Annotated in this window: 20 protein-coding genes; 9 read left to right on the plus strand and 11 right to left on the minus strand. The window is 52.8% G+C overall.

What is annotated here, in order from left to right:
• Positions 1-33: 33 nt before the first annotated feature.
• The 5 genes from ubiA to malK form a co-directional block, all read right to left on the minus strand.
• Positions 34-906 carry a 4-hydroxybenzoate octaprenyltransferase gene (gene ubiA / locus GHC22_RS21810; RefSeq protein WP_003826589.1) on the minus strand — a complete coding sequence of 291 codons (873 nt, stop codon included), beginning with the start codon at positions 904-906 and terminating at the stop codon, positions 34-36.
• Positions 907-919: 13 nt separating this feature from the next.
• Complete coding sequence (ubiC, locus tag GHC22_RS21815) at positions 920-1,417, minus strand: chorismate lyase (RefSeq protein WP_003826587.1); 498 nt, start codon at positions 1,415-1,417, stop codon at positions 920-922.
• A gap of 180 nt (positions 1,418-1,597) precedes the next feature.
• Positions 1,598-2,545 (minus strand): maltose operon protein MalM, encoded by a 948-nt coding sequence (gene malM, locus GHC22_RS21820; protein ID WP_008786918.1) that lies wholly within the window; start codon positions 2,543-2,545, stop codon positions 1,598-1,600.
• Between the two features lie 113 nt (positions 2,546-2,658).
• Positions 2,659-3,999: a maltoporin gene (locus tag GHC22_RS21825; RefSeq protein ID WP_020996090.1), complete on the minus strand. Its 1,341-nt coding sequence runs from the start codon at positions 3,997-3,999 to the stop codon at positions 2,659-2,661.
• Positions 4,000-4,090: 91 nt separating this feature from the next.
• Positions 4,091-5,200, minus strand: a complete 1,110-nt coding sequence (malK, locus tag GHC22_RS21830) for a maltose/maltodextrin ABC transporter ATP-binding protein MalK (protein ID WP_008786916.1) — start codon at positions 5,198-5,200, stop codon at positions 4,091-4,093.
• Positions 5,201-5,560: 360 nt separating this feature from the next.
• Between malK and malE the strand changes: the two genes are divergently transcribed.
• The 4 genes from malE to xylE all read left to right on the plus strand — a co-directional run bounded on the left by malE (position 5,561) and on the right by xylE (position 11,131).
• On the plus strand, positions 5,561-6,751 hold the full coding sequence (gene malE, locus GHC22_RS21835) for a maltose/maltodextrin ABC transporter substrate-binding protein MalE (RefSeq protein ID WP_153753894.1): 1,191 nt from the start codon (positions 5,561-5,563) through the stop codon (positions 6,749-6,751).
• Between the two features lie 130 nt (positions 6,752-6,881).
• Positions 6,882-8,426, plus strand: a complete 1,545-nt coding sequence (gene malF, locus GHC22_RS21840; protein WP_003826577.1) for a maltose ABC transporter permease MalF — start codon at positions 6,882-6,884, stop codon at positions 8,424-8,426.
• A 14-nt stretch (positions 8,427-8,440) separates the two neighbouring features.
• On the plus strand, positions 8,441-9,331 hold the full coding sequence (gene malG / locus GHC22_RS21845) for a maltose ABC transporter permease MalG (protein WP_003826575.1): 891 nt from the start codon (positions 8,441-8,443) through the stop codon (positions 9,329-9,331).
• Between the two features lie 324 nt (positions 9,332-9,655).
• Positions 9,656-11,131: a D-xylose transporter XylE gene (xylE, locus tag GHC22_RS21850; RefSeq protein WP_032942091.1), complete on the plus strand. Its 1,476-nt coding sequence runs from the start codon at positions 9,656-9,658 to the stop codon at positions 11,129-11,131.
• Positions 11,132-11,176: 45 nt separating this feature from the next.
• On the opposite strand, the gene psiE is transcribed toward xylE, so the two are convergent.
• Positions 11,177-11,587, minus strand: a complete 411-nt coding sequence (psiE, locus tag GHC22_RS21855; protein WP_003031674.1) for a phosphate-starvation-inducible protein PsiE — start codon at positions 11,585-11,587, stop codon at positions 11,177-11,179.
• Between the two features lie 138 nt (positions 11,588-11,725).
• Between psiE and GHC22_RS21860 the strand changes: the two genes are divergently transcribed.
• Entirely contained in the window at positions 11,726-12,178 is a 453-nt protein-coding gene (locus GHC22_RS21860) for an acyltransferase (protein WP_057068684.1), read from the plus strand.
• Between the two features lie 97 nt (positions 12,179-12,275).
• Here the strand turns inward: GHC22_RS21860 and GHC22_RS21865 are convergent, their stop codons facing one another.
• The 5 genes from GHC22_RS21865 to pgi form a co-directional block, all read right to left on the minus strand.
• Positions 12,276-14,372, minus strand: coding sequence for a YjbH domain-containing protein (locus tag GHC22_RS21865; RefSeq protein ID WP_153753895.1), 2,097 nt, complete (start codon positions 14,370-14,372; stop codon positions 12,276-12,278).
• Positions 14,372-15,109 (minus strand): capsule biosynthesis GfcC D2 domain-containing protein, encoded by a 738-nt coding sequence (locus tag GHC22_RS21870; protein WP_057068680.1) that lies wholly within the window; start codon positions 15,107-15,109, stop codon positions 14,372-14,374. The genes GHC22_RS21865 and GHC22_RS21870 overlap by 1 nt, the downstream gene beginning before the upstream one ends.
• The gene (locus tag GHC22_RS21875; protein ID WP_057068678.1) at positions 15,106-15,744 is read right to left on the minus strand and encodes a YjbF family lipoprotein; all 639 of its coding nucleotides are present in this window, start codon (positions 15,742-15,744) and stop codon (positions 15,106-15,108) included. Before GHC22_RS21875 ends, GHC22_RS21870 begins: the two co-directional genes overlap by 4 nt.
• A 118-nt stretch (positions 15,745-15,862) precedes the next feature.
• Positions 15,863-16,105: an exopolysaccharide production protein YjbE gene (gene yjbE, locus GHC22_RS21880; RefSeq protein WP_003826562.1), complete on the minus strand. Its 243-nt coding sequence runs from the start codon at positions 16,103-16,105 to the stop codon at positions 15,863-15,865.
• 391 nt (positions 16,106-16,496) lie between these two features.
• Positions 16,497-18,146, minus strand: a complete 1,650-nt coding sequence (gene pgi, locus GHC22_RS21885; RefSeq protein ID WP_003826559.1) for a glucose-6-phosphate isomerase — start codon at positions 18,144-18,146, stop codon at positions 16,497-16,499.
• A gap of 314 nt (positions 18,147-18,460) precedes the next feature.
• Between pgi and lysC the strand changes: the two genes are divergently transcribed.
• The 4 genes from lysC to GHC22_RS21905 all read left to right on the plus strand — a co-directional run bounded on the left by lysC (position 18,461) and on the right by GHC22_RS21905 (position 23,533).
• Entirely contained in the window at positions 18,461-19,810 is a 1,350-nt protein-coding gene (lysC, locus tag GHC22_RS21890; protein WP_032942084.1) for a lysine-sensitive aspartokinase 3, read from the plus strand.
• Between the two features lie 87 nt (positions 19,811-19,897).
• On the plus strand, positions 19,898-20,836 hold the full coding sequence (gene panS, locus GHC22_RS21895; protein ID WP_032942083.1) for a ketopantoate/pantoate/pantothenate transporter PanS: 939 nt from the start codon (positions 19,898-19,900) through the stop codon (positions 20,834-20,836).
• Positions 20,837-21,079: 243 nt separating this feature from the next.
• Positions 21,080-22,666 (plus strand): hypothetical protein, encoded by a 1,587-nt coding sequence (locus GHC22_RS21900; RefSeq protein ID WP_057068619.1) that lies wholly within the window; start codon positions 21,080-21,082, stop codon positions 22,664-22,666.
• A gap of 27 nt (positions 22,667-22,693) precedes the next feature.
• The gene (locus GHC22_RS21905; RefSeq protein WP_032942081.1) at positions 22,694-23,533 is read left to right on the plus strand and encodes a histidine biosynthesis protein; all 840 of its coding nucleotides are present in this window, start codon (positions 22,694-22,696) and stop codon (positions 23,531-23,533) included.
• Positions 23,534-23,541 lie beyond the last annotated feature (8 nt).

Below are 23,541 nucleotides of genomic sequence, written 5' to 3' on the forward strand. Positions count from 1 at the left end.
GACCGGTTTTTTATTTTGCAGGCTATGCCAAAATCAAAAATGCCAGTAGCTCATTGCCAGACCTAAGAACAGCACCAGACCGACGTAGTTATTGTTCATAAACGCTTTAAAGCAGGCATCACGTTCACGGTTGACGATCAGTTTCTGCTGATAGACAAACAGCGCGCCCGCCACCAACAGAGACCAGTAATAGCCCAGTCCCAACCCGTTTAACCAGCCCACCAGCGCCATCAGCACCAGCACGCCTACCTGCAAAATACCAATAATCAGCTTGTCGTTCTGACCGAACAGGATCGCGGTCGATTTAATGCCGATCTTCAGGTCATCATCCCGGTCAACCATGGCGTACTGCGTATCATAGGCCACCGCCCAGAGAATATTCGCAAGGAACATCAGCCAGCAACTCAGCGGTACGGATTCACTCACGGCGGCGAACGCCATCGGGATCGACCAGCCAAACGCCGCCCCCAGCACCACCTGCGGCAGATGCGTATAGCGCTTCATAAACGGGTAAACCCACGCTAATGCTAATGCCGCAACGGACAACAAAATGGTCATCGTGTTGAGGGTCAAAACCAGCAGGAAGGCCAGCAGCACCAGTACCACAAACAGCGTTCGGGCTTCTTTCTCGGTGACAGCCCCGCTCGGCAGCGGTCGATTCGCGGTGCGTTTGACGTGCCCGTCAAATTTCCTGTCGGCATAATCATTCACCACGCATCCGGCGGCGCGCATTAACCAAACGCCAGCGACAAAAACCGCCAGGATCCACAGTTGCGGCATGCCTGGGGTCGCCACCCACAGAGCCCACAGCGTAGGCCAGAGCAGCAGTAAGGCGCCGATTGGCTTATCCGTACGCATCAAGCGGTGAAACGCCAGCAGCTTATTCTGCGTCAGACTCCACTCCATCTTTATCTTCCTCTCAGTACAACGGCGACGCAGGCAGAAAAAGCTCGGTAAGCATCAGTGGCTTACCGCTCAGCCGCAGGCGGGAACGACGCCCCCACAGCGCTGCATCGCGGCCAATCTCAATAAAATCTCGGGTCAATGTCGATGACGTAAACAGGTAGCGTCCGAGCGGGGTTTTCCCCAGGTTCTGTAAGGCCAGTTCAGGGCCGCACAAGGTTGATTCAGGCACCACAGTCCGTCCGGCAAGCCAGGGTTCACCATCCGCGCATAACAGGATTTCACGTAACCAATAACGAGACTCTTTAGGCAGCAGCGTCAGTTCTTCAGCCACCTCATTTTGCCCAACGAATTCTTCGCGAATCAACGTTACGGTGACCTTTTTCCCCTGCTGCTCAAAACGTTTGGTCATAGAATCTTCCAATAACAACCAGTCGAGCAGTTGGGCGTCCAGCGCCGGGATCGCATCAAAATAACGCAGCGCACGCAGTTGCGTTAACGCAGGGTGTGGCATGCCTTACTCTCCGATTTATAACCTGAAGGCATTGTATCGCAGAAAAGGCATTACGGGGTGAGCAAACACGATTAAGTGATCGGTAGGGCAACATAAGTGTAACAATTAGCACCGAAGGATAAAAAAAGGTGCGCCAGGAGACGCACCAGTTGTTGCAAAATCAACAATGTGGGGAGATGTTTACCCCTTGCCTTTTACACTGCTGATAAAGGTGGATCGGGCAGATTTGGATCCCAGACGTTCCGCTTCATCAAGCAGCTTCAGCGCTTTATCAACATCGCCTTTCGCCACGGCATCCTTAATCGCCTGATTAAAATAGCTTTCCGTGTCGTTCAGCATTGGCTCGCTTTTCTTCACGGGTTGTGGTGCCGGAGCAGCAACGGCTGCCGCCGGAGCCGCGTAAGCCACTGCAGGCGCGGCGGTATTACCAACCGTAACAGGGCCAGGGCCGGAAGAACCAAACAGCGGCCCGACCAGCACGCTGGAGGAGGAGCTGGTTTTAACTTTCAGTTTCAGCAGACCATCGGTGGTATGACGCGCGATCGGGTCAGGGATATCAGGAACAGCGTTACCTACCCCCTTGGCATAGGCTTTTGCCGGGTCGAGCAGGGTCGTGGTCTGCTGGAGATCTTTATCTGTGGTAAAGACCAGAACATACAGTTTTTGCTGGCCCAGCGCTGGCGTCAGACGCATTACGCCTTCCAGACGATCGGCACTCATCACGCCGGGCTCCTGGTAGGTGAAATAGCTGCTGGGGAAGAACGCAGATGGCGTCATGTTTTGGTCAAGAATTAAGACGTTTGGCGCAAATACGCTGGTTTGTTTGTTGACTTCACTGGACAGCGTCAGGGTCAGTTCGCCAATGTTCGCCGGTACGCTATAGGCCGCTACAGGGCCAGTAATACCAGCAACATCTAAACGCTGACCTGCATTGGCAAGCTGTGTGGACTGAGTTTTAGATTGATCAACCGGCGTCCAGGTTAACTGTTGCAGCGCAGCAGTGGGGATTGTTGGGGCCGCGGTGGTGTTCTGCGGAACAATATTTACATCGGCCAGGCTGATGCCAGGCGCACTGGCAAATAACCCTGCAGATAAACAAAGGGCAACGAGACTTTTCTTCATTTTCATTGTTATCACCTCAGATAGCATGGGTTCAGCGGTGGCCAGGCAATAGCGCGCTAAACCGTAATCAAGAGGGGCTTGCGCCCCTCTTTCGGTCTTTACGTCAGGTTAGTGCTGAATTACCACCAGATTTCCATCTGAGCACCGAAGGACCACTCATCGCTGTCGCCACGGCTGGTGGTGCTGATACCAGAGTTTGTTGCAGCTGCGTATTTAGATACGTTGTTACCATTTTTAACGTAGCCCCACTCTTCATCCCATTTTGCATAGGTTGCAAAGACGCGGATTGCCGGACGAGACCAGATGCTGTCGCCTGCCTGCCACTGTTGCGCCAGGGTGATTTTGTATTGGCTGTTGCGATCGCCAGTCTGTTGAGATTTGACGTTGTCGTAGCCGACTTCCATCAGGGTGCTCATGATCGGCGTCCATTTGTACATCGGACGAATACCGACGGTGTACCATTCGGTCCCCAGGTCGTTATCCATATCGATATTCTGATACATACCGACGTACATCAGGTCCCACTTGTCGCCCAGAGAGATAGCACCGTGGTCAAGTACGCGCACCAGGCTACCGTTGTTATTCACAACATTGTTGGCATAGTTCACGCCATCAATAGTAATGCTAGATGAGCCGTAGGAACCTTGAGACAGGCCTTTGCCCTGAGTGGTCATAGAATCTGTCGCGTACTGAACCACAAACTTGTTGTAGCCCTTCAGCATGCTCTGGGTATGTTCAGCGGTGAACATCCAACCGTCTTTAGATGCGCCGTCTGCCAGGCTGTAGTCGTCGGTGGTGTTAGCACGACCGTAGTCGACGCCCAGCTCCAACATACCATCCGGGTTAGTAGCCATCTGCGCTAAACGAACGTCAAATACATCGTTCGCGGTGTCTTTGGTACGGTCATAGATATTCTGGCTGCTGAACGCGTATGAACCGCCCGCTTCCTGAGAACGGGTTGCTGCCAGAGATAGTTTACCGAAGCCCAGATCGATGTTTTCAATACCAGCACCAGGACCTGAAATATCCCAGTAGTAGAAGTCGATCATGTGGACGTCATGACGTTGGTAGAAGCGCTTACCGGCCCAGATAGTAGAGCCTGGCAGCCATTCAATCAGGTTTTTACCCTGCACGTTGGCTTCACGGAAGGCTGGGTCAGTCCCTTCCCAGTCATTCTGCTGTGCTACGGAGTAAGCGACGTTGGTGTCGAAGTAGAAGCTCTTATCGCCCTCTTTCCACACTTCCTGACCTAATTTAATTTCCGCATAGGTTTCACATTCGTTACCAAGACGGTATTTACTTTGTGCACCTGTTGCCTGGAAACATTGTTGTTCACCGCCGCTACCTGTCCAGCCAATGCCGGAACGAGCATAACCATGGAAATCCACAGCCATTGCCTGAACAGACATAATGCCTGCTGCTACAGCAACCGCCAGAGGGAGTTTGCGCAGAGTAATCATCGTTCTATCTCCTGAGATCATTGCTTTTCTTTAAACGCTGCCACCTTCTAAAACTGCGAATGGTTTTGCGTTTCGTTTTTTTATGGGGACCTTAAACGCCCGGCTCTTGGTGCAACCGACGACATGCAGTGCCATCCTCACGGAACAGATGGCAACGCTCTGGCGGCAGGCCGATAGCGAATGTGGCACCCTCTTCTACCAACACCACGTCGTTCTGGCGGTAAACCAGGTTTTGACGGATGGCGGGGATCTGGATATGAATTTGTGTTTCGTGACCAAGCTGCTCGACCACCTGCACTTCACCTTCGAGGGTGACATCGGCGATATCGCTGGGCAGCAGATGTTCCGGGCGGATACCTAAAGACATGTTGGCGCCAACCTGTACCGCATGGCTGTCTACCGGGAGCCAGACTTGCTGGCGGTTTGGTAATTCAACCTGCACCTGATCAATCGCCGTTGCGGTAACTTTCACCGGCAGGAAGTTCATTTTTGGCGAACCAATGAAGCCCGCCACAAAGCGGTCAGCCGGGTAGTGATACAGTTCCAGAGGCTTACCAACCTGCGCTACGCGACCGGCATCCAGCACCACAATTTTGTCGGCCAGCGTCATCGCTTCGACCTGATCGTGGGTGACGTAAATCATCGTGCGGCCAAGACGTTTATGCAGGCGGGAGATTTCAATACGCATCTGCACGCGCAGAGCGGCGTCGAGGTTCGACAGTGGTTCGTCCAGCAGGAATACGCGCGGTTCGGCGACCAGCGTACGGCCAATCGCCACACGCTGACGTTGTCCACCGGAAAGCGCTTTCGGTTTACGCTCCAGCAGGTGTGCCAGTTGCAGAACTTCCGCAACCTGATTCACGCGCTGGTTCATCACCTCTTTTTTCGCTCCGGCCAGTTTGAGGCCGAACGACATGTTCTCCGCGACAGACAAATGGGGATACAACGCGTAGGACTGAAAGACCATGCCCACTCCGCGTTCGGCGGGCGGAATGTCGTTCATCCGGGTCTCCCCGATAAACAGGTCACCACTGGTGATGGTTTCAAGTCCGGCGATCATACGCAGCAAGGTCGACTTACCGCAGCCTGACGGTCCGACAAACACCACGAATTCCCCTTCGTGAATGTCGAGATTGATATCTTTCGATACCACCACGTCACCCCAGGCTTTCGTTACATTTCGTAGCTGTACGCTCGCCATGCCCTTCTCCCTTCGTTACAACCTGTCATCGACAGCAACATTCATGATGGGCTGACTATGCGCGATCCCTTAACTGCGTGAATCCTCCACCCCCCGGCTTTTTTATGGGGGAGGAGGCGGGAGGATGAGAGAGCAGCGTCTGAGACCCGGGCCACCAGCCTCAGAGGAATTTCGTGATGCAGCCTGCAAAAATCGGTGGGTTTTTATGTGCGCCAGTACGCAATACTCACATTTATGTAACACAGATCACATAAAGAGCGGGTGGGGCGTAGGGGTAAGGAGGATGGAAAGAGGTTGTCGTATAAAGAAACTAGTAACCGTTAAGCCACCTCTGCAAAATCACCAAACAGGATGGGAACTATGAAAATCAAAACTGGCGCACGCATCCTCGCATTGTCTGCATTAACGACGATGATGTTTTCCGCCTCGGCTCTCGCCAAGATTGAAGAAGGTAAGCTGGTTATCTGGATTAACGGCGACAAAGGCTATAACGGCCTCGCTGAAGTGGGCAAAAAATTCGAGAAAGACACCGGGATCAAAGTCACTATTGAGCACCCTGACAAACTGGAAGAGAAATTCCCGCAGGTTGCCGCGACCGGCGACGGCCCGGACATCATCTTCTGGGCACATGACCGTTTTGGCGGCTACGCTCAGTCTGGCCTGCTGGCTGAAATCACGCCTGACAAAGCGTTCCAGGACAAGCTCTATCCGTTCACCTGGGATGCAGTACGCTATAACGGCAAACTGATTGCCTACCCGATCGCGGTTGAAGCGCTGTCGCTGATTTACAACAAAGACCTCGTTCCAAATCCACCGAAAACCTGGGAAGAAATTCCTGCACTGGATAAAGAGCAGAAGGCGAAAGGTAAATCCGCGCTGATGTTCAACCTGCAAGAACCGTACTTCACCTGGCCGCTGATTGCCGCCGACGGCGGTTACGCGTTCAAGTTTGAGAACGGTAAGTACGATGTGAAAGATGTTGGCGTGGATAACGCTGGCGCGAAAGCGGGTCTGACCTTCCTGGTTGATCTGATCAAGAACAAACACATGAACGCGGATACCGATTACTCCATCGCCGAAGCGGCCTTTAACAAAGGCGATACCGCGATGACCATCAACGGTCCGTGGGCGTGGTCCAACATCGATAAGAGCAAAATCAACTACGGCGTCACGCTGCTGCCAACCTTCAAAGGTAAAGCGTCTAAACCGTTTGTTGGCGTTCTGAGCGCCGGTATCAACGCCGCCAGCCCGAACAAAGAACTGGCGAAAGAGTTCCTCGAAAACTACCTGCTGACCGATCAGGGTCTGGATGAAGTGAACAAGGACAAACCGCTGGGCGCCGTTGCGCTGAAATCCTTCCAGGATCAGTTAGCGAAAGACCCACGTATCGCCGCCACCATGGATAACGCCCAGAAAGGCGAAATCATGCCGAACATCCCACAGATGTCCGCATTCTGGTATGCCGTTCGTACCGCAGTGATCAACGCAGCCAGCGGCCGTCAGACCGTCGATGCCGCACTGAAAGACGCGCAGGGTCGTATCACCAAGTAATGCAGTTGTGAACGTGCCGGATGGCGGCATAAATGCCTTATCCGGCCTACAGGGTATGTAGGCCGGATAAGCGCAGCGCCATCAGGCACGCTGACCAACAGGTTTTCATTGTTGTTGAGGATTGAACCCCATGGATGTCATTAAAAAGAAACACTGGTGGCAAAGCGACACGCTGAAATGGTCAGTGATGGGTCTGCTTGGGCTGCTGGTCGGTTACCTTGTTGTTTTGATGTACGCTCAGGGGGAGTACCTGTTTGCCATCATGACGCTGATTTTAAGCTCTGCTGGCCTGTATATTTTCGCTAACCGTAAAGCCTATGCCTGGCGCTATGTTTACCCGGGCGTTGCCGGTATGGGGCTGTTTGTCCTGTTTCCACTGATTTGTACAATCGCCATTGCTTTTACCAACTACAGCAGTACCAACCAGCTGACATTTGAACGTGCTCAGGAAGTCCTGATGGATCGTTCGTACCAGGCTGGGAAAACCTACAACTTTGGCCTGTATCCGGCGGGTGATGAGTGGCAACTGGCCCTCACCGACGGTGAAACCGGCAAGAATTACCTTTCTGACGCCTTTAAATTTGGCGGCGAGCAGAAACTGCAACTGAAAGAAGCCGAGGCGCTGCCGGCAGGCGAACGTGCAACGCTGCGTATCATCACGCAGAATCGCCAGGCGCTTACCCAATTGACCGCCATCCTGCCGGATGAAAGCAAAGTTACCATGAGTTCGCTGCGCCAGTTTTCCGGCACGCAGCCACTCTATACGCTCGCTGAAGACGGTACGCTCACCAACAGCCAGAGCGGCGTAAAATACCGCGCCAACAACGATATTGGTTATTATCAGGCGATTAACGCTGACGGTAGCTGGGGTAGCGAAAAACTCAGCCCGGGCTACACCGTTGCCATCGGCTGGGATAACTTCACCCGCGTGTTTACCGACGAAGGCATCCAGAAACCGTTCTTCGCCATCTTCGTCTGGACGGTGGTCTTCTCGGTACTGACCGTTATTTTGACCGTTGCCGTGGGCATGGTGCTGGCCTGTCTCGTACAGTGGGAGTCTCTCAAAGGCAAAGCGATTTACCGCGTCCTGCTGATTCTTCCGTATGCCGTACCGTCGTTTATCTCGATTCTGATTTTCAAGGGCTTATTCAACCAGAGCTTTGGTGAAATCAACATGATGCTGAGCGCGCTGTTTGGCATCAAACCGGCCTGGTTCAGCGACCCAACCACCGCGCGTTCGATGATTATTATCGTCAACACCTGGCTCGGTTATCCATACATGATGATCCTGTGCATGGGTCTGCTGAAAGCGATTCCTGACGACCTGTATGAAGCCTCGGCGATGGATGGCGCAGGTCCGTTCCAGAACTTCTTTAAGATAACGCTACCGCTGTTGATTAAGCCGCTGACGCCGCTGATGATCGCCAGCTTCGCCTTTAACTTTAACAACTTCGTGCTGATTCAGTTGTTGACCAACGGTGGCCCGGACCGTCTTGGTACCACCACACCAGCCGGTTATACCGACCTGCTCGTAAGCTACACCTACCGTATCGCCTTTGAAGGCGGCGGTGGTCAGGACTTCGGTCTGGCGGCGGCGATTGCCACGCTGATCTTCCTGCTGGTTGGTGCGCTGGCGATTGTGAACCTGAAAGCCACACGTATGAAGTTTGATTAAGGGAGATAACGACAATGGCTATGGTCCAACCGAAATCACAAAAGTTACGTTTATTCGCAACGCACTTAGGGCTGCTGATTTTTATCGCGGCGATCATGTTCCCGCTGCTGATGGTTATCGCTATCTCGCTGCGCGAAGGTAACTTTGCCACCGGCAGCCTGATCCCGGAAAACATCTCCTGGGAACACTGGAAACTGGCGCTGGGCTTTAGCGTTGAACACGCGGACGGCCGTGTGACACCACCGCCGTTCCCGGTACTGTTATGGCTGTGGAACTCGGTGAAAGTGGCCAGCATTACCGCGATCGGTATCGTGACGCTTTCCACTACCTGTGCTTACGCCTTTGCCCGTATGCGTTTCCCGGGCAAAGCAACCCTGCTGAAAGGGATGCTGATTTTCCAGATGTTCCCGGCGGTGCTGTCTCTGGTCGCGTTGTATGCTTTGTTTGATCGCCTGGGCCAGTACATTCCGTTTATCGGCCTGAACACGCACGGCGGCGTGATCTTCGCCTACCTCGGCGGTATTGCGCTGCATGTATGGACGATTAAGGGCTATTTCGAAACTATCGACGGTTCACTGGAAGAAGCGGCCGCGCTGGATGGCGCTACGCCGTGGCAGGCATTCCGCCTGGTGCTGCTGCCGCTTTCCGTTCCGATTCTGGCGGTCGTGTTTATTCTGTCTTTCATTGCCGCTATTACCGAAGTACCGGTCGCGTCACTGCTGCTGCGTGATGTGAACAGCTATACCCTTGCGGTAGGTATGCAGCAGTACCTCAACCCACAGAACTATTTGTGGGGCGACTTTGCCGCCGCGGCTGTACTTTCAGCCATTCCGATCACTCTGGTGTTCTTGCTGGCACAGCGCTGGCTAGTCAACGGTCTGACCGCGGGTGGTGTGAAAGGTTAAGTTTTACCGAAGTACCTGCCCGGCAACGGGCAATGCCACTGCAACCCTCAACTTATGTTATCCCAACCTGTGACTGTTATTCGGCGCTCTACGGAGCGCCCTTTTTTTATGTTATTTTGCATCACTGTTACGATTATTTCCTTTCGTGCTCTCCATCACTGCAATTCTATTTTCCGTCTGAATATAGATAAATTAAACAGAATTAAGATCACAGAAAAGACAAAACGTAATTGCAATGTAAAAAATGATAATTGTCTTCCCTGCCTGTTAAATTCAACATCACGGCACTGATCAAAAGAGCTGTATCCTCTAAGGCAGGTCTGAATGAACTCTCAATATAATTCCAGTTATATTTTTTCGATTACATTAGTGGCAACGTTAGGAGGGCTATTATTCGGCTACGACACTGCGGTCATATCCGGAACGGTAGAATCCCTGAATACCGTGTTTGTCGCGCCACAACATTTAAGTGAATCCGCCGCCAACTCGCTGTTGGGCTTTTGCGTCGCCAGTGCGTTGATAGGCTGCATCATCGGCGGTGCACTGGGCGGCTATTGCAGTAACCGGTTTGGCCGCCGGGACTCGCTGAAAATCGCGGCTCTGCTGTTCTTTATTTCCGGTATTGGTTCCGCCTGGCCGGAATTAGGCTTTACGACGATTAATCCTGATAATTCCGTACCTGTTTATTTGGCCGGATACGTTCCCGAATTTGTTATTTATCGTATCATTGGTGGTATTGGCGTAGGTTTAGCCTCAATGCTCTCACCAATGTATATTGCTGAACTGGCACCCGCACATATTCGTGGAAAACTGGTGTCATTTAACCAATTCGCCATTATTTTTGGTCAATTGTTGGTGTATTGCGTTAACTATTTTATCGCCCGTTCTGGCGACGCTAACTGGTTGAATACCGATGGCTGGCGCTATATGTTTGCGTCCGAAAGTATTCCCGCCCTGCTGTTTTTACTGCTGCTGTACACCGTACCAGAAAGCCCGCGCTGGCTGATGGCGCGTGGCAGACACGAGCAGGCGGAAGGTATTCTGCGCAAAATTATGGGCAGCACCCTCGCCACCCAGGCCATGCAGGAGATCAATCAGTCTCTGGACCATGGTCGTAAAACCGGTGGTCGCCTGCTGATGTTTGGCGCAGGCGTTATCGTCATCGGCGTAATGCTGTCTATCTTCCAGCAATTCGTCGGTATTAACGTCGTGCTCTACTACGCCCCAGAGGTGTTTAAAACGCTGGGAGCCAGCACCGATGTAGCGCTGTTACAGACCATCATTGTTGGCGTGATCAACCTGAGCTTTACCGTGCTGGCGATCATGACGGTGGATAAATTTGGTCGCAAACCGCTGCAGATTATTGGCGCTCTGGGCATGGCCATTGGTATGTTCAGCCTCGGTACCGCGTTTTATACCCAGGCTTCCGGGCTGGTTGCTCTGCTGTCGATGCTGTTTTACGTCGCCGCATTCGCCATGTCCTGGGGACCGGTTTGCTGGGTGCTGCTGGCAGAAATCTTCCCCAATGCGATTCGCGGCAAAGCGCTCGCCATTGCGGTGGCCGCACAATGGCTGGCGAACTATTTCGTCTCCTGGACCTTCCCGATGATGGACAAAAATTCGTGGCTGGTTTCCCATTTTCACAACGGTTTCTCCTACTGGATTTACGGTTGTATGGGTATTCTGGCGGCGCTGTTTATGTGGAAGTTTGTACCGGAAACCAAAGGCAAAACGCTGGAAGAACTTGAAGAACTGTGGGAACCCGCCGCAGAGAAAACCCAGCCTGCCTCTGCGCAGTAATCCTGACCTGCAACACGCCGCAGCCCGATTGCGGCGTGTTGTCTTTTACTCTCGCTTCAGCCGTTTTGAATTACACAGCCACAGGGTGATCACCAGCAGCAGGATCGCCGCGGAATAGATCAGCACATCCATCGGTGCTTTATGATCGACAATGATCAACCGCACAATCGCGGTGATCCCGATATAAACAAAATAGCGCAACGGAAAGTGAAACCCCGACTGAAAGTACTTCACAATCAGCGCGATAAATTCAAAATAGAGGAAGTAAACCACCAGCCCTTCCACCAGCTCATACTTGCTGGTTTGTTCCGGCGCGAACAGCACATCCGCCAGATGCAGCGTTTCTTTCCCGAGGAATACAACCAGGATCAGGCCCAGACTCAGCAGTCCCAGATTCAACACGGTCTGTAAGATGGTGGAGATAAACTCCACTCGCGGACGAGATAGCGACGTCATAACAGCACCTCTTACTCAGTGGCGAGGTTCATGTATAACGCAAAAATGTGACAGAGATCTACATTTTTTGTTTATGTTTTGTGCAAGAAAGGTCAGCGGGGAATGATGAATGTCACGACACATTTCACAGGATGAAGTATGCAGCTAAGACAATCCGCTGTCCGCAACGTTACCTGCGGTGAGAACGTGGTAATTTATGAACCCGCAAATCTCTACAATTGCACATTGGGTGACAACGTTTTTGTCGGGCCATTTGTTGAAATCCAGGGTAATACGCAAATTGGCGCAGGCAGCAAAATTCAGTCGCACAGCTTCATCTGCGAATATGTCACCCTGGGCGCCCGCTGTTTTATCGGTCATGGCGTGATGTTCGCCAACGATATGTTTCGTGAAGGAAAACCCAACGCCGACCGCAACAGTTGGGGAAGAATTTCGATTGGCAACGATGTCTCAATCGGCAGTGGAGCGACCATTCTGGCGGTCACAATCTGCGATGGCGCGGTCATCGGTGCGGGGAGCGTGGTGACCAAATCGATCACCGAGAAAGGCGTGTATGCAGGAAACCCGGCAAAATTATTGCGTCGCCTGTAACTTGCCTGCTGACGGCGCAAATGCCTTATCCGGCCTGCAGTACAGGCAGTTTGTAGGCCGGATAAGCGTAGCGCCATCCGGCTGGCAAACGGCTCGATTACCGGAAGTTCTCACTTCTGTCGCTGGTCATGTCGTACAGACCAAACTTACGTCCAAGCTGCTGGCCGCCATCACGCGTTAACGGCGTCCAGCCAATCGCCGCACGGCTGCGGGTCGGGCCTGACGAGAACAGATCCAGCGGCACGGATACGTACACCCCTTTGGTAAAATCACCCTCTCCGTACTCATCCGGCGAGGCGTCGGTGATGGTCGCATAGCCGCCTACCACAACGCCACTGTCAAAGCGCTTCGCCACTTCCAGCGTTCCGCCCTTATCTCCCGCCAGATACTGACCCATGCTGGCTTTCACCAGTACATCCTGAGCGAATGACGGATTCCAGTACGCCGTCAAATGCCCGGTCTTCACGCTGTAGTCGGTGAATTTCATCATGTCCTGCGCGCTACGCCAGTCACGCTGTTTCACGTAGTTGGCATCAACACCAAACGCCCAGTTGCTGTCCAGCGGACGATACAGCACTTCTGCCCCCGCTCCGCCGTACATGGTTTCCAGATAGCCACCGTAAACCTGTCCGTAGAACCCGTTTCCGAGTGACTGGAAGTAGTTGGCCTGTAGGTTATTCACGTAGACATCGTTTTGCACATACTCGCGCACATGGGTACGCACTCGTGGCAAATGCGAATCCTGCGGCGGGTTGGTGTAGTTAAATTTGTCATAGTTATTGGCGAGGTTGGCGAACAAACTCCCGGTGGTCAGCAGGTGATCGGTAACCCACCAATCCGCCGTTCCCATCACGCCCAACTGATACATATAGAAGTTTTCCGGGCCGCCCACCGACTGGTTAAGCACCGGATCGATGTGGAAATCGAAGCGTGACTTATCGATATACCAGCCCTGCTCGGTCGTTTTCGGCACCACGGGCTCAACGCGTTTTTGCGCCAGCTGGGTTTCATGGCCCAACGGTTCGCCTTCCAGATGACGCTTGAGGCTGGAAACCTCCGTTTCGGTCGTCACCTGCGGCAAGTTAAGACGATTTTCCGTAATACGGATCGTGCGGATCCCATCGGGAAGATCGTTCATCACGATCCGGTTGGCACGTTCGATCCCTTCGCGCGAATCACGGTATTTCACCTGTTCACCGGTCACATACAGCGTATCGCCCTGCACCTGAATTTTAGGATCGGCCAGTCCGGCGTTATATTTCAGCAGCGTTAGCTGATTCGCCACCACCGAGTGTTGCAGGATGGCATCCTGCGGCTGTGGCTGATATTTCGGGCGGGCGTTGTCGTTATAGTTTGGCCGCAGATCGTTGAAGTTAGTCCGCAGCGTGACCCCAAACATAAAGGTGTTCCCGCGCTCATAGCTGAGGTTAACGTCGGCCCAATCGGTGACGCGATAAATAGCGCCGACGTTAAACTTGCTCTTCTGATCCAACTTGCCCGCAAAATCCTGCTGGTAATTGTTTCCCTCATACTCCAGTTTCAGACGCAACGGCTGCCAGGGCGTCTGATACTCGACGCCGCCAAACAGCGATGCCGGGCCGTGGAACATCTGGCTGCCGTCAATAGAACCGGCCTGCTTGTAGCTGTTATCGCGATAGCAGAATTTATCGCTGTATGAGCAAAACGGATTGCTGACGTTACCGCTGGTCCCGAGATATCCCCAGCCCAGGCCAAGCGAGAAATCAAACGGCCCCCAGGCTTTATTCGCCACAATATACTCCGCATCGAACAAGCCAGTTCCGCCAATATCTCGCGCGCCAACCGCCACCTGCGGCATCCAGTAGCTCTCTTCCCATAGCCGTAGTTTGAGATCAAAAGCTTTATCCTTGTAAGTCTGATCGCCAGAAAACGACTCCACGCTACTGTATTTTTTGGTACGCACATCGGTATAACGCAGCGTGGTTTCCAGCCACGGGAAGAGCTGCACCGACGCAGAGTAGTAGCGGTACTGATCGTTATCGCGGTAATTGAGGCTCATTTCGCCCTCGCGCGCCATGCGTGCGGTTGGGGTTTGCAGCAGCCCCACGCCGCCAAAATCGGACTGCGAAGGTCCAATGGGCGCGGGCCAGGTTTCACCGTGGCAGGCAACGCTTACGCCCAGCGCCAGTAAGCTGAGCAGATAAGTTTTTCTCATTATTCGGGTATCCGCTGGGTCAGGGTGCGAAGAATGTCGGCATTAATTTCATCCGGGGTGCTGCTCCAGACAGCATCAGAGAGTCCGACATAAATGATGCTGCCGGGCATCGGCTCAACGTGACGTTTGTTCCAGTAAGCGACCGGTACTTTTTGCGTGCGCCCGTCAGGATAGATAACCCAGGCGAAGCTACGATCCGCGCCGCTGAGCCGACTTTGCCCATCGAGATAACTGGCAACATCACGCCCGGGCATAAACGGTTGTTTACCCGGACGGCTTAGCATGCCAAACAGCGTGATATGCGTTGGCTGCGCTCCGACCCACAGCGTGTAATTGCCCTGCAACGGCGGGTTGCCTCGCTCGCTGACGCGCACAACATCCGGGTCAAGATTAATCATCTGCCTGCCGGTCACCTTCAGCGCCTGAATCCGCTGGCGTAATGTGTTGATAGCCTCGGCATCGTCACCGCTTTCTTCAGCACTCAGCGCTGCCAGACGAGCCAGTAATGTCTGCTGTTGGCGTTCTGCCGCCGCCGTTGCCCGCTCTTCGCTGATGACCACTCCGGGCCACCAGCTATTACTCAACCGCGGCTGTCCAACCAGGTCGAGCAGATGTTCGGCCCCGGTCAGCGTTTTTGGCTCTTCGCTGGCGGAGGTAAAGACCTTGACGCTGCCCGCAGCAAAAACAGACGCTGCGCTCAGGCTCAACAGCAGCGCCATAACGACTCGTTTGATCATGATTTTGCCGCCTTAATCAGCGTGGTTTTCACCGGGAAGTAATGCGCGCCAAGATACTGTTCCGACTGGCGAATCTGCCCTTCACTGTCGATCCAGTAGCGGTTATGCCAGCGCGTTTGATCGGTAGTTATCTCTTCATCGAGGATCCGTACCGGGGTGTCATCGCTGCCGACCTTGATGGTGTCTGCGCCATCCCATTTGAAAACCGATCGCGCGGTGGCATAGCGTACCTGCTGATGTTCAGTCCAGCCCATTGTGCGGGTCCACGTTGCGCCATCGACTATCTGATTGGGTTTGATGAGTGGGTCTGCCGCCAGATTATTCACCTCAATTAGGTTGTCCCCGCCGAGATGCGTTTTCACAATGCGCCCATGCTGCGTGACGAGAATAGCCCGATCCTGAGTCACCCATTTCTGCTGTCCGTTTTCCGCAAACGCGAGTACCACAAACAACTGGGGACCGCCGTTTAGCTGCATATACTGGCTGGCGTAGGGCATATTTTGGATTTCATCGTCCGTCATCTGTACGCCGGGAGTACCAAACACGCTATCCCACAGCGAATGCCCCAACCCTTCGGTGGTGGCTGAGCACGCCTGCAGTAACAGGCAAACCATTATGAGCGCTGGTCGCTTCACGACGTTTCTCCGCATTATTGCCGGGTGGCGCAACGCTTATCCGGCCTACAAATCCCACATACATTTGGCAATTCAAAATAACCACACCGAAGTGTGGTTAGAATTAAACGTACCTCTATTACTGGGTACTGGTGGTTGTGGTGGTTGTAGTTCCGGTATTAGAACCATCGCCGCCACCGGTCGCCGCCAGGGCGACTCCCACTGCAGAACTTACGGTGCTCACGCTGGTTGCGGAGGAACTTCCTGCCGAAACCGACGCGGCAGCCGACCCTGCTGCCTCACCCACCTGAACGGGGGCGGCATAGACAGAAGTCGCCGCAAGCGCAGATATAGCCCACAGGCCATACAGAACTTTTTTCATCACAAATTCCCTTCATTGTATGAATGGAGATTTACCCAAAAGAATTTCGGGCGAGATCGAGTATACACAAGCCAAAGTGTGCAAATTACGCCACGCGGGAATTTAGGATAATTAGATAACGAAAGGAAAAATGATTAAAAAATACAACAAAGACAAATGAATCAATAAATTAAAATATAAAAATTAAAATGCAATATCCGGTAAATCCGAAAACATCAGAAATTGAATAACATTAATAAAATTATTTTAGGATTAAGCTCAATTAAGGTATGAAGTTAGAACGTAGATATCCTGGAGCATTCTTATAAAAAAGCCGATATTAATATCGGCTTTTTATTTCATTAATGCCGGAGGCGGCTAAACGCCTTATCCGGCCTACAAGTGTGTGCTATCAAGCACGCCAGGACTTATAACGGTTAATCAAACCGTTGGTAGAACTGTCGTGGCTGCTCACTTCGGAACCATCTTTCAGCTCTGGCAGAATGCGGTTCGCCAGCTGTTTGCCCAGCTCAACGCCCCACTGGTCAAAGGTGAAGATGTTCAGGATAGCGCCCTGAGTGAAGATTTTGTGTTCGTACAGTGCAATCAGCGCACCCAGGCTGAACGGCGTGATTTCGCGCAGCAGGATGGAGTTCGTTGGGCGGTTACCTTCGAACACTTTGAACGGTACAACGTGGTCCAACGTTGCCGGATCTTTACCCTGGTCGCGGTATTCCTGCTCAACCACTTCACGAGATTTACCGAATGCCAGCGCTTCGGTTTGCGCGAAGAAGTTAGACAGCAGTTTCGGATGGTGATCCGACAGCGGGTTGTGGGTGATGGCCGGCGCGATGAAATCGCATGGAACCATTTTGGTGCCCTGGTGGATCAGCTGGTAGAACGCATGCTGGCCGTTAGTACCCGGCTCACCCCAGATGATTGGGCCAGTCTGGTAATCCACCGCATTGCCGTTACGGTCAACGTATTTACCGTTGGATTCCATGTTGCCCTGCTGGAAGTAAGCCGCGAAACGGTGCATATACTGGTCATACGGCAGAATCGCTTCGGTTTCGGCACCGAAGAAGTTGTTGTACCAGATACCGATCAGCGCCAGCAGCACCGGCAGGTTTTTCTCAGCCGGAGTGGTGGAGAAGTGTTTGTCCATCGCATGCGCGCCGGAGAGCAGCTCAACAAAGTTGTCGAAGCCTACGGACAGGATGATGGACAGACCGATTGCAGACCACAGGGAGTAACGACCGCCAACCCAGTCCCAGAACTCGAACATATTGGCAGTATCAATACCAAACTCGCCAACCGCTTTACCGTTAGTGGAGAGCGCTGCGAAGTGTTTGGCAACGTGCTTGTTGTCGCCTGCGGTCGCCAGGAACCAGTCGCGCGCGCTGTGGGCGTTGGTCATGGTTTCCTGGGTGGTGAAGGTTTTGGAAGCGACCAGGAACAGCGTGGTTTCCGGGTTCACTTTCTTCAGCACTTCAGCAATGTGCGTACCATCGACGTTAGACACAAAGTGCATGTTCAGGTGATTTTTGTACGGACGCAGCGCTTCGGTCACCATGAACGGGCCGAGGTCAGAACCGCCGATACCGATGTTTACTACATCAGTGATGGCTTTACCGGTATAGCCTTTCCAGCTTCCGGAGATGATCGCTTCAGAGAAGGATTTCATCTTCTCCAGCACAGCATTCACTTCCGGCATGACATCTTTGCCGTCAACGATGATAGGCGTATTGCTACGGTTGCGTAGCGCCACGTGCAGCACGGCACGGTCTTCAGTGCGGTTGATTTTCTCACCGGAGAACATGGACTTGATGGCACCCGCCAAATCGGTTTCTTTCGCCAGATCCTGCAGTTTAGCCAGCGTCTCTTCAGTGATGCGGTTTTTGGAGAAATCCACCAGCATCAAATCGTCAAACGTCGCGGAAAACTTAGTGAAACGATCGCTATCTTTCGCGAAAAGATCCGCGATAGTAACGTCTTTCATTTCTTCAAAGTGTTTTTGTAGTGCCTGCCAGGCTGAGGTCTGCGTTGGATTGATGTTTTTCATTAGCAATACTCTTCTGATTTTGAGAATTGTGACTGAGATCGATTGTAACGCCAGTCACAGAAAAGTGTGATTGTTTTAATGCCATTGCCAGGGCATCCGCCAAACGTGGCTAAAAAGTATAGCGGTTATTAGCGTTGTTATTAGTACCGTTACTCAACGCAGTTGCAGCATGAAAAATCCGCATAATCCCAGCGTTGACAGTGCAAGCTACACATTTTATTTATAAATACGGTATTTGCATTTGCGCCTGCACCGGTTTCTGTTCTGCCTTATGTGCCATGGTCGCTCTATTCATTCCCTGACACGAGGTAGTTATGACTGATGTAGTTGTCTCCAAATTTGGCGGTACCAGCGTGGCGGATTTTGATGCCATGAATCGCAGCGCTGATGTAGTACTTTCTGATGCTAACGTCCGTGTAGTGGTACTTTCCGCTTCTGCGGGAATCACCAACCTGCTGGTCGCACTGGCTGAAGGGCTGGAGCCAACCGCGCGCTTCGAAAAACTCGATGCCATTCGTCAAATTCAGTTCAATATTCTGGAACGCCTGCGTTATCCAAACGTGATCCGTGAAGAGATCGACCGTCTGCTGGAAAACATCACCACGCTGGCTGAAGCGGCGTCACTGGCGACCTCAACTGCGCTGACCGACGAACTGGTCAGCCACGGCGAACTGATGTCTACCTTGCTGTTCGTCGAGATCCTGCGTGAGCGCAACGTGCAGGCGCAGTGGTTTGACGTACGTAAAGTGATGCGCACCAACGATCGTTTTGGCCGCGCAGAACCTGACGTCGCGGCGCTGGCCGAACTGGCAACGCTCCAGTTGGCCCCGCGTCTGAGCGAAGGTCTGGTGATTACTCAGGGCTTTATCGGCAGTGAAGGTAAAGGCCGCACCACCACGTTGGGGCGCGGCGGGAGCGATTATACGGCTGCCCTGCTGGCCGAAGCGCTGCACGCCACGCGCGTCGATATCTGGACCGATGTTCCTGGCATTTACACGACCGATCCGCGCGTTGTTCCGGCGGCGCAGCGTATTGATGAAATCGCCTTTGAAGAGGCCGCAGAAATGGCGACCTTTGGCGCGAAAGTGCTACACCCGGCAACGTTGTTACCTGCCGTACGTAGCGATATCCCGGTGTTTGTTGGCTCGAGTAAGGATCCAAAAGCAGGCGGTACGCTGGTATGCAATAAAACCGCGAATCCACCGCTGTTCCGGGCGCTGGCACTGCGTCGTAAGCAAACGCTGCTGACGCTGCATAGCCTGAATATGCTGCACTCTCGCGGCTTTTTGGCGGAAGTGTTCGGCATCCTCGCACGCCATAACATTTCGGTCGATTTAATTACCACATCCGAAGTCAGCGTGGCGCTGACGCTGGATACCACCGGTTCGACCTCCACCGGCGATACACTGTTAACACAGTCTCTGCTGATGGAACTGTCTGCCCTGTGTCGGGTTGAAGTGGAAGAAGGCCTGGCGCTGGTGGCGCTGATTGGTAACGACCTGTCCAAAGCCTGTGGAGTGGGTAAAGAGGTGTTCGGCGTACTGGAGCCATTCAACATCCGCATGATTTGCTACGGCGCGTCCAGTCATAACCTGTGCTTCCTGGTGCCCGGTACTGAAGCCGAACAGGTGGTACAGAAGCTGCATCATAATTTGTTTGAATAAAATTTCATCACGCAATAAACAATAACTATAGCCGGGCTCGAACCCGGCTTTTTTATAACAACACATTTCAATCGCAAGGAATATAACATGCTCGCTACTCTCACGCGGCTGTTCCCGTTATGGGCACTGCTGCTCTCTGTTGTTGCGTATTACACGCCCACCACCTTTACGCCTGTCGGGCCATTCGTGCCGTCGTTACTGATGCTGATCATGTTCGGTATGGGCGTTCACCTGAAGGTAGACGACTTTAAACGCGTACTCTCACGTCCTGCACCAGTCGCGGCGGGTATTTTCCTGCACTATCTGGTGATGCCGCTCGCCGCATGGATTTTAGCGCTGGCATTTAATATGCCGCCGGAATTGTCCGCAGGGATGGTGCTGGTCGGTAGCGTCGCCAGCGGAACAGCATCAAACGTAATGATCTATCTGGCAAAAGGCGATGTGGCGCTCTCTGTGACTATTTCATCGGTTTCAACGTTGGTCGGCGTTGTCGCCACACCGCTGCTGACACGGCTGTATGTCGACGCGCATATCCAGGTGGATGTGATGGGTATGCTGCTGAGTATCCTGCAGATCGTGGTCATTCCAATTGCGTTGGGGTTGGTCATTCACCACCTGTTCCCACGCGTCGTAAAAGTCGTGGAACCGTATCTGCCCGCATTTTCAATGGTGTGCATTCTGGCAATCATCAGCGCCGTCGTGGCGGGTTCTGCCTCGCACATTGCATCCGTCGGCTTTGTGGTGATTATCGCCGTAATCCTACATAACACCATTGGCCTGCTCAGCGGCTACTGGGGCGGAAAATTGTTTGGTTTCGACGAGTCAACCTGCCGTACGTTGGCAATCGAAGTGGGCATGCAGAATTCAGGACTTGCCGCTGCGCTGGGCAAGATCTACTTTGGCCCGCTTGCCGCCCTGCCTGGCGCGTTATTCTCCGTCTGGCACAACCTTTCCGGTTCGCTGTTGGCAGGCTACTGGTCCGGTAAGTCGATTGAAGAGAAACCACACTCAGTAAAACAACACTAATCTTCATAAATGGAGGAGGCATCCTCCATTTCTCCCTACCCGCATTTGAACCCCATCACAAAACAACAAACATCAACATAAAACAAAATAATTATTTAATTGTTATTTTTCAATAAAATACACAAACAAACCTGTTTTTAATTCAAATTTAATCATTTTTCTAATGTTGATTTAGTTTGTTTTAATTGGGAATATGATTTCACTACAACACAGATAAACCCTTACCCTATCTTCGAGGCCGCTATGAAAAAAATTGCGATTATTGGAAGCAGTGGAGGCAACCTCTACAACCTGGGTGGTGCTGAACCAGAAAAGCTACTCCAGGAAATTTACCAGCAGTGCGAAGCCGCAGGAGTGGAAGTTGCCGCTGTGCAGTTCATTGCGGCAGAAGCCTCAATGGACGTTGCCAAAGCTCACACGCCAGCGTCGGTATTTGCACTAACCACAGAAAACCAACAAAAACCACAAAGGATATTTCAGGGCAAACTTTCAGATGTGAACGACTCGGTAGTTGAGAGCGATTGCAGGATTGCTGAAATGATCCGTAACGGTGAGATCGACGGGATCATCGTGATGAGCGCCGATCCGGTGAAGGCCAACCAGGCTGTCTTTGCCGCAGCTGTTGAAATGAAAACACCGATTGTTGGCACCGGCGGAACCTCAATGGCGCTAGTGGCGGCAAAAGGGGCAAATGTCGTCGCAACCTCGGGCACGACGGGTACCACCAGCCGGACCCGCGCAGTCTCCTTCATCGCATCACTGTGTAAGCACTGGGGCGTTAAATACAAACCACAGTTGGGCAGTGCCTCTCCTTCACAGGGCGGTTCTGGAAAAAGTCTGCTTAAGCGCTTCAATATTCGCAGCATAATGATCCCTGCGCTGCCGGGCTTTATTGCCATGGCAATCGTGCTCGCACTCAGTCACATTCCGGGCCTGGAAAAACTCAACGATATCTTTGAAATTCTACTGAAGGGCCTACCGGTTTTAGTTGCGGTTCTCGCAGCAAAACAGATTTCGGAACTGGATGAAGTCTCAATTGTTGCCGGGGTGGTCGCCGGAGTACTTTCCGTCGAAGGCGGTCTGATTGGAGGGATCATCGGTGGTTTGATGGCCGGGATTTTCGTTCGTTGGCTGTTCGAATTATGCCTGAATTGGCGCTTTCCGATGACCACCGTCAACATTGTAGCGGGTGGGATCTCAGGCCTGGCCGCTGGGTTAATCATGCACTATCTGCTGAGTCCGCTGGCGCTGTCAGCAGGTAATTACATCAAACTGGCTATCGAAAGCACGCTGGCCTTCAGCCCTATTCTTGCCGGCCTGCTGGCTGGGTTGGTTATCTGGCCAGCTATTCTGGGGGGAGTCTATCACGCAGTCATTCTGCCGCTGGTGCTCCTGGAAATGGAAAAATCCGGAGTCAGCTTCCTCGGCGCTGTCGATATGGTAGGCCTGGTGATGGTTGCTGCAGGAATCAACCTGGCTAACGTCATCGCACCACGAGAAAAAAGCGAAGCAGCCGTCGCGACGCCCGGCCTGCTTATCAACCTCGGCTTTGGGACCTTCGTTGAATCGGCCTATCCGTTCATGTTTGCCAACAAAATTGTCTTTGGTTCAGCGATCGTTTGGGCCGGTCTGGGCGGCATGATGCTGGGTTTCTTTAACGTCAAAGGCGTGGCTTATGTCCCCGCATTTGCCTCTCCGTTCTTATCCAGCAATGCGCTGCAAATGGCGATTGTGATGGTTACCGTCATGGGCCTGACCTGTATTTCCACCATTATTGCCAACCGTTTTAAGGCTGTCGCACAGAAAGAATCTACCGCGTCAGCCCATTAATTAATGCACCAACACCAGAGGTACACCATGTTTAAAGGCGATATGAATAAAAAACGCGCTAAAGCGTTACAGAAAGTGAAAGATGCCATCACGCTGCACGGCGGGCAGACCATCCTCAGTACAGGGATAACCGGCGACGATGCGCGTCTGGCAAAAGCAGTATGTGAGGCGGGCGTTAAGCTGCTCGAACCGAACCATCCCGCACTGGCGCTGGCGCGTGGGCATAAGGGGGTGAGCAACATGCACGCGGCAGAACAAATCCGCCACGAAATCACCAACAGCCAGATGGCCGAAGCAGTACATGGCGTACGTAATGTGGTTCCTGACGATATCTTCATTACCGTCGGTATCGCAGGTGGCTTTACCGAAACGTTACCGGTCCCGCTCACGGAAACAGAGATACTGGAGATTGCTCGTGCTGGTGCCGATGGCTTACACACTCATAAATCCGACTGGGACGATCTACAGGACATCGTTAATCTCGCCCATCAGTATGGCCTGACCGTTGATGCTTATATTGGTCACCCGGATGACCTGCATACCTTCGGTATTCCTGCACGCACTCCAGAAGAGGTCGCCAGCGTAGCAAAACGGATGCAGGAGATTGGCGTCGACATGATTGGTTTAATGACCGGTATGAGCTACGAAGGTGTAGCCGCAGGTGATATTCCGCAAGCCATTAAAGATCGCCTGTGGGCGCTGGTCGGCGCGGTAAGCGTGCCGACGCTGGCGGAAGGCGGAATTAACCTCGCCAATGCCAAAGCGTTTAAGGATACCGGGGTCAATATTCTGGTCGTCGGTACGGCAATCGACAATATGGTCTGCAACGCCGCCAAAGAGGCTGTCACACCGTTTATTGCGCATTGATATTAAGG

This window comes from Citrobacter sp. H12-3-2 (assembly GCF_009649895.1).
Lineage (GTDB): Bacteria > Pseudomonadota > Gammaproteobacteria > Enterobacterales > Enterobacteriaceae > Citrobacter > Citrobacter portucalensis.

Bases quoted from the DNA above. Each gene is read 5' to 3' on its own strand.
- ubiA (WP_003826589.1), bottom strand. From the start codon at position 906: ATGGAGTGGAGTCTGACGCAGAATAAGCTGCTGGCGTTTCACCGCTTG.
- ubiC (WP_003826587.1), bottom strand. From the start codon at position 1,417: ATGCCACACCCTGCGTTAACGCAACTGCGTGCGCTGCGTTATTTTGAT.
- malM (WP_008786918.1), bottom strand. From the start codon at position 2,545: ATGAAAATGAAGAAAAGTCTCGTTGCCCTTTGTTTATCTGCAGGGTTA.
- GHC22_RS21825 (WP_020996090.1), bottom strand. From the start codon at position 3,999: ATGATTACTCTGCGCAAACTCCCTCTGGCGGTTGCTGTAGCAGCAGGC.
- malK (WP_008786916.1), bottom strand. From the start codon at position 5,200: ATGGCGAGCGTACAGCTACGAAATGTAACGAAAGCCTGGGGTGACGTG.
- malE (WP_153753894.1), top strand. From the start codon at position 5,561: ATGAAAATCAAAACTGGCGCACGCATCCTCGCATTGTCTGCATTAACG.
- malF (WP_003826577.1), top strand. From the start codon at position 6,882: ATGGATGTCATTAAAAAGAAACACTGGTGGCAAAGCGACACGCTGAAA.
- malG (WP_003826575.1), top strand. From the start codon at position 8,441: ATGGCTATGGTCCAACCGAAATCACAAAAGTTACGTTTATTCGCAACG.
- xylE (WP_032942091.1), top strand. From the start codon at position 9,656: ATGAACTCTCAATATAATTCCAGTTATATTTTTTCGATTACATTAGTG.
- psiE (WP_003031674.1), bottom strand. From the start codon at position 11,587: ATGACGTCGCTATCTCGTCCGCGAGTGGAGTTTATCTCCACCATCTTA.
- GHC22_RS21860 (WP_057068684.1), top strand. From the start codon at position 11,726: ATGCAGCTAAGACAATCCGCTGTCCGCAACGTTACCTGCGGTGAGAAC.
- GHC22_RS21865 (WP_153753895.1), bottom strand. From the start codon at position 14,372: ATGAGAAAAACTTATCTGCTCAGCTTACTGGCGCTGGGCGTAAGCGTT.
- GHC22_RS21870 (WP_057068680.1), bottom strand. From the start codon at position 15,109: ATGATCAAACGAGTCGTTATGGCGCTGCTGTTGAGCCTGAGCGCAGCG.
- yjbE (WP_003826562.1), bottom strand. From the start codon at position 16,105: ATGAAAAAAGTTCTGTATGGCCTGTGGGCTATATCTGCGCTTGCGGCG.
- pgi (WP_003826559.1), bottom strand. From the start codon at position 18,146: ATGAAAAACATCAATCCAACGCAGACCTCAGCCTGGCAGGCACTACAA.
- lysC (WP_032942084.1), top strand. From the start codon at position 18,461: ATGACTGATGTAGTTGTCTCCAAATTTGGCGGTACCAGCGTGGCGGAT.
- panS (WP_032942083.1), top strand. From the start codon at position 19,898: ATGCTCGCTACTCTCACGCGGCTGTTCCCGTTATGGGCACTGCTGCTC.
- GHC22_RS21900 (WP_057068619.1), top strand. From the start codon at position 21,080: ATGAAAAAAATTGCGATTATTGGAAGCAGTGGAGGCAACCTCTACAAC.
- GHC22_RS21905 (WP_032942081.1), top strand. From the start codon at position 22,694: ATGTTTAAAGGCGATATGAATAAAAAACGCGCTAAAGCGTTACAGAAA.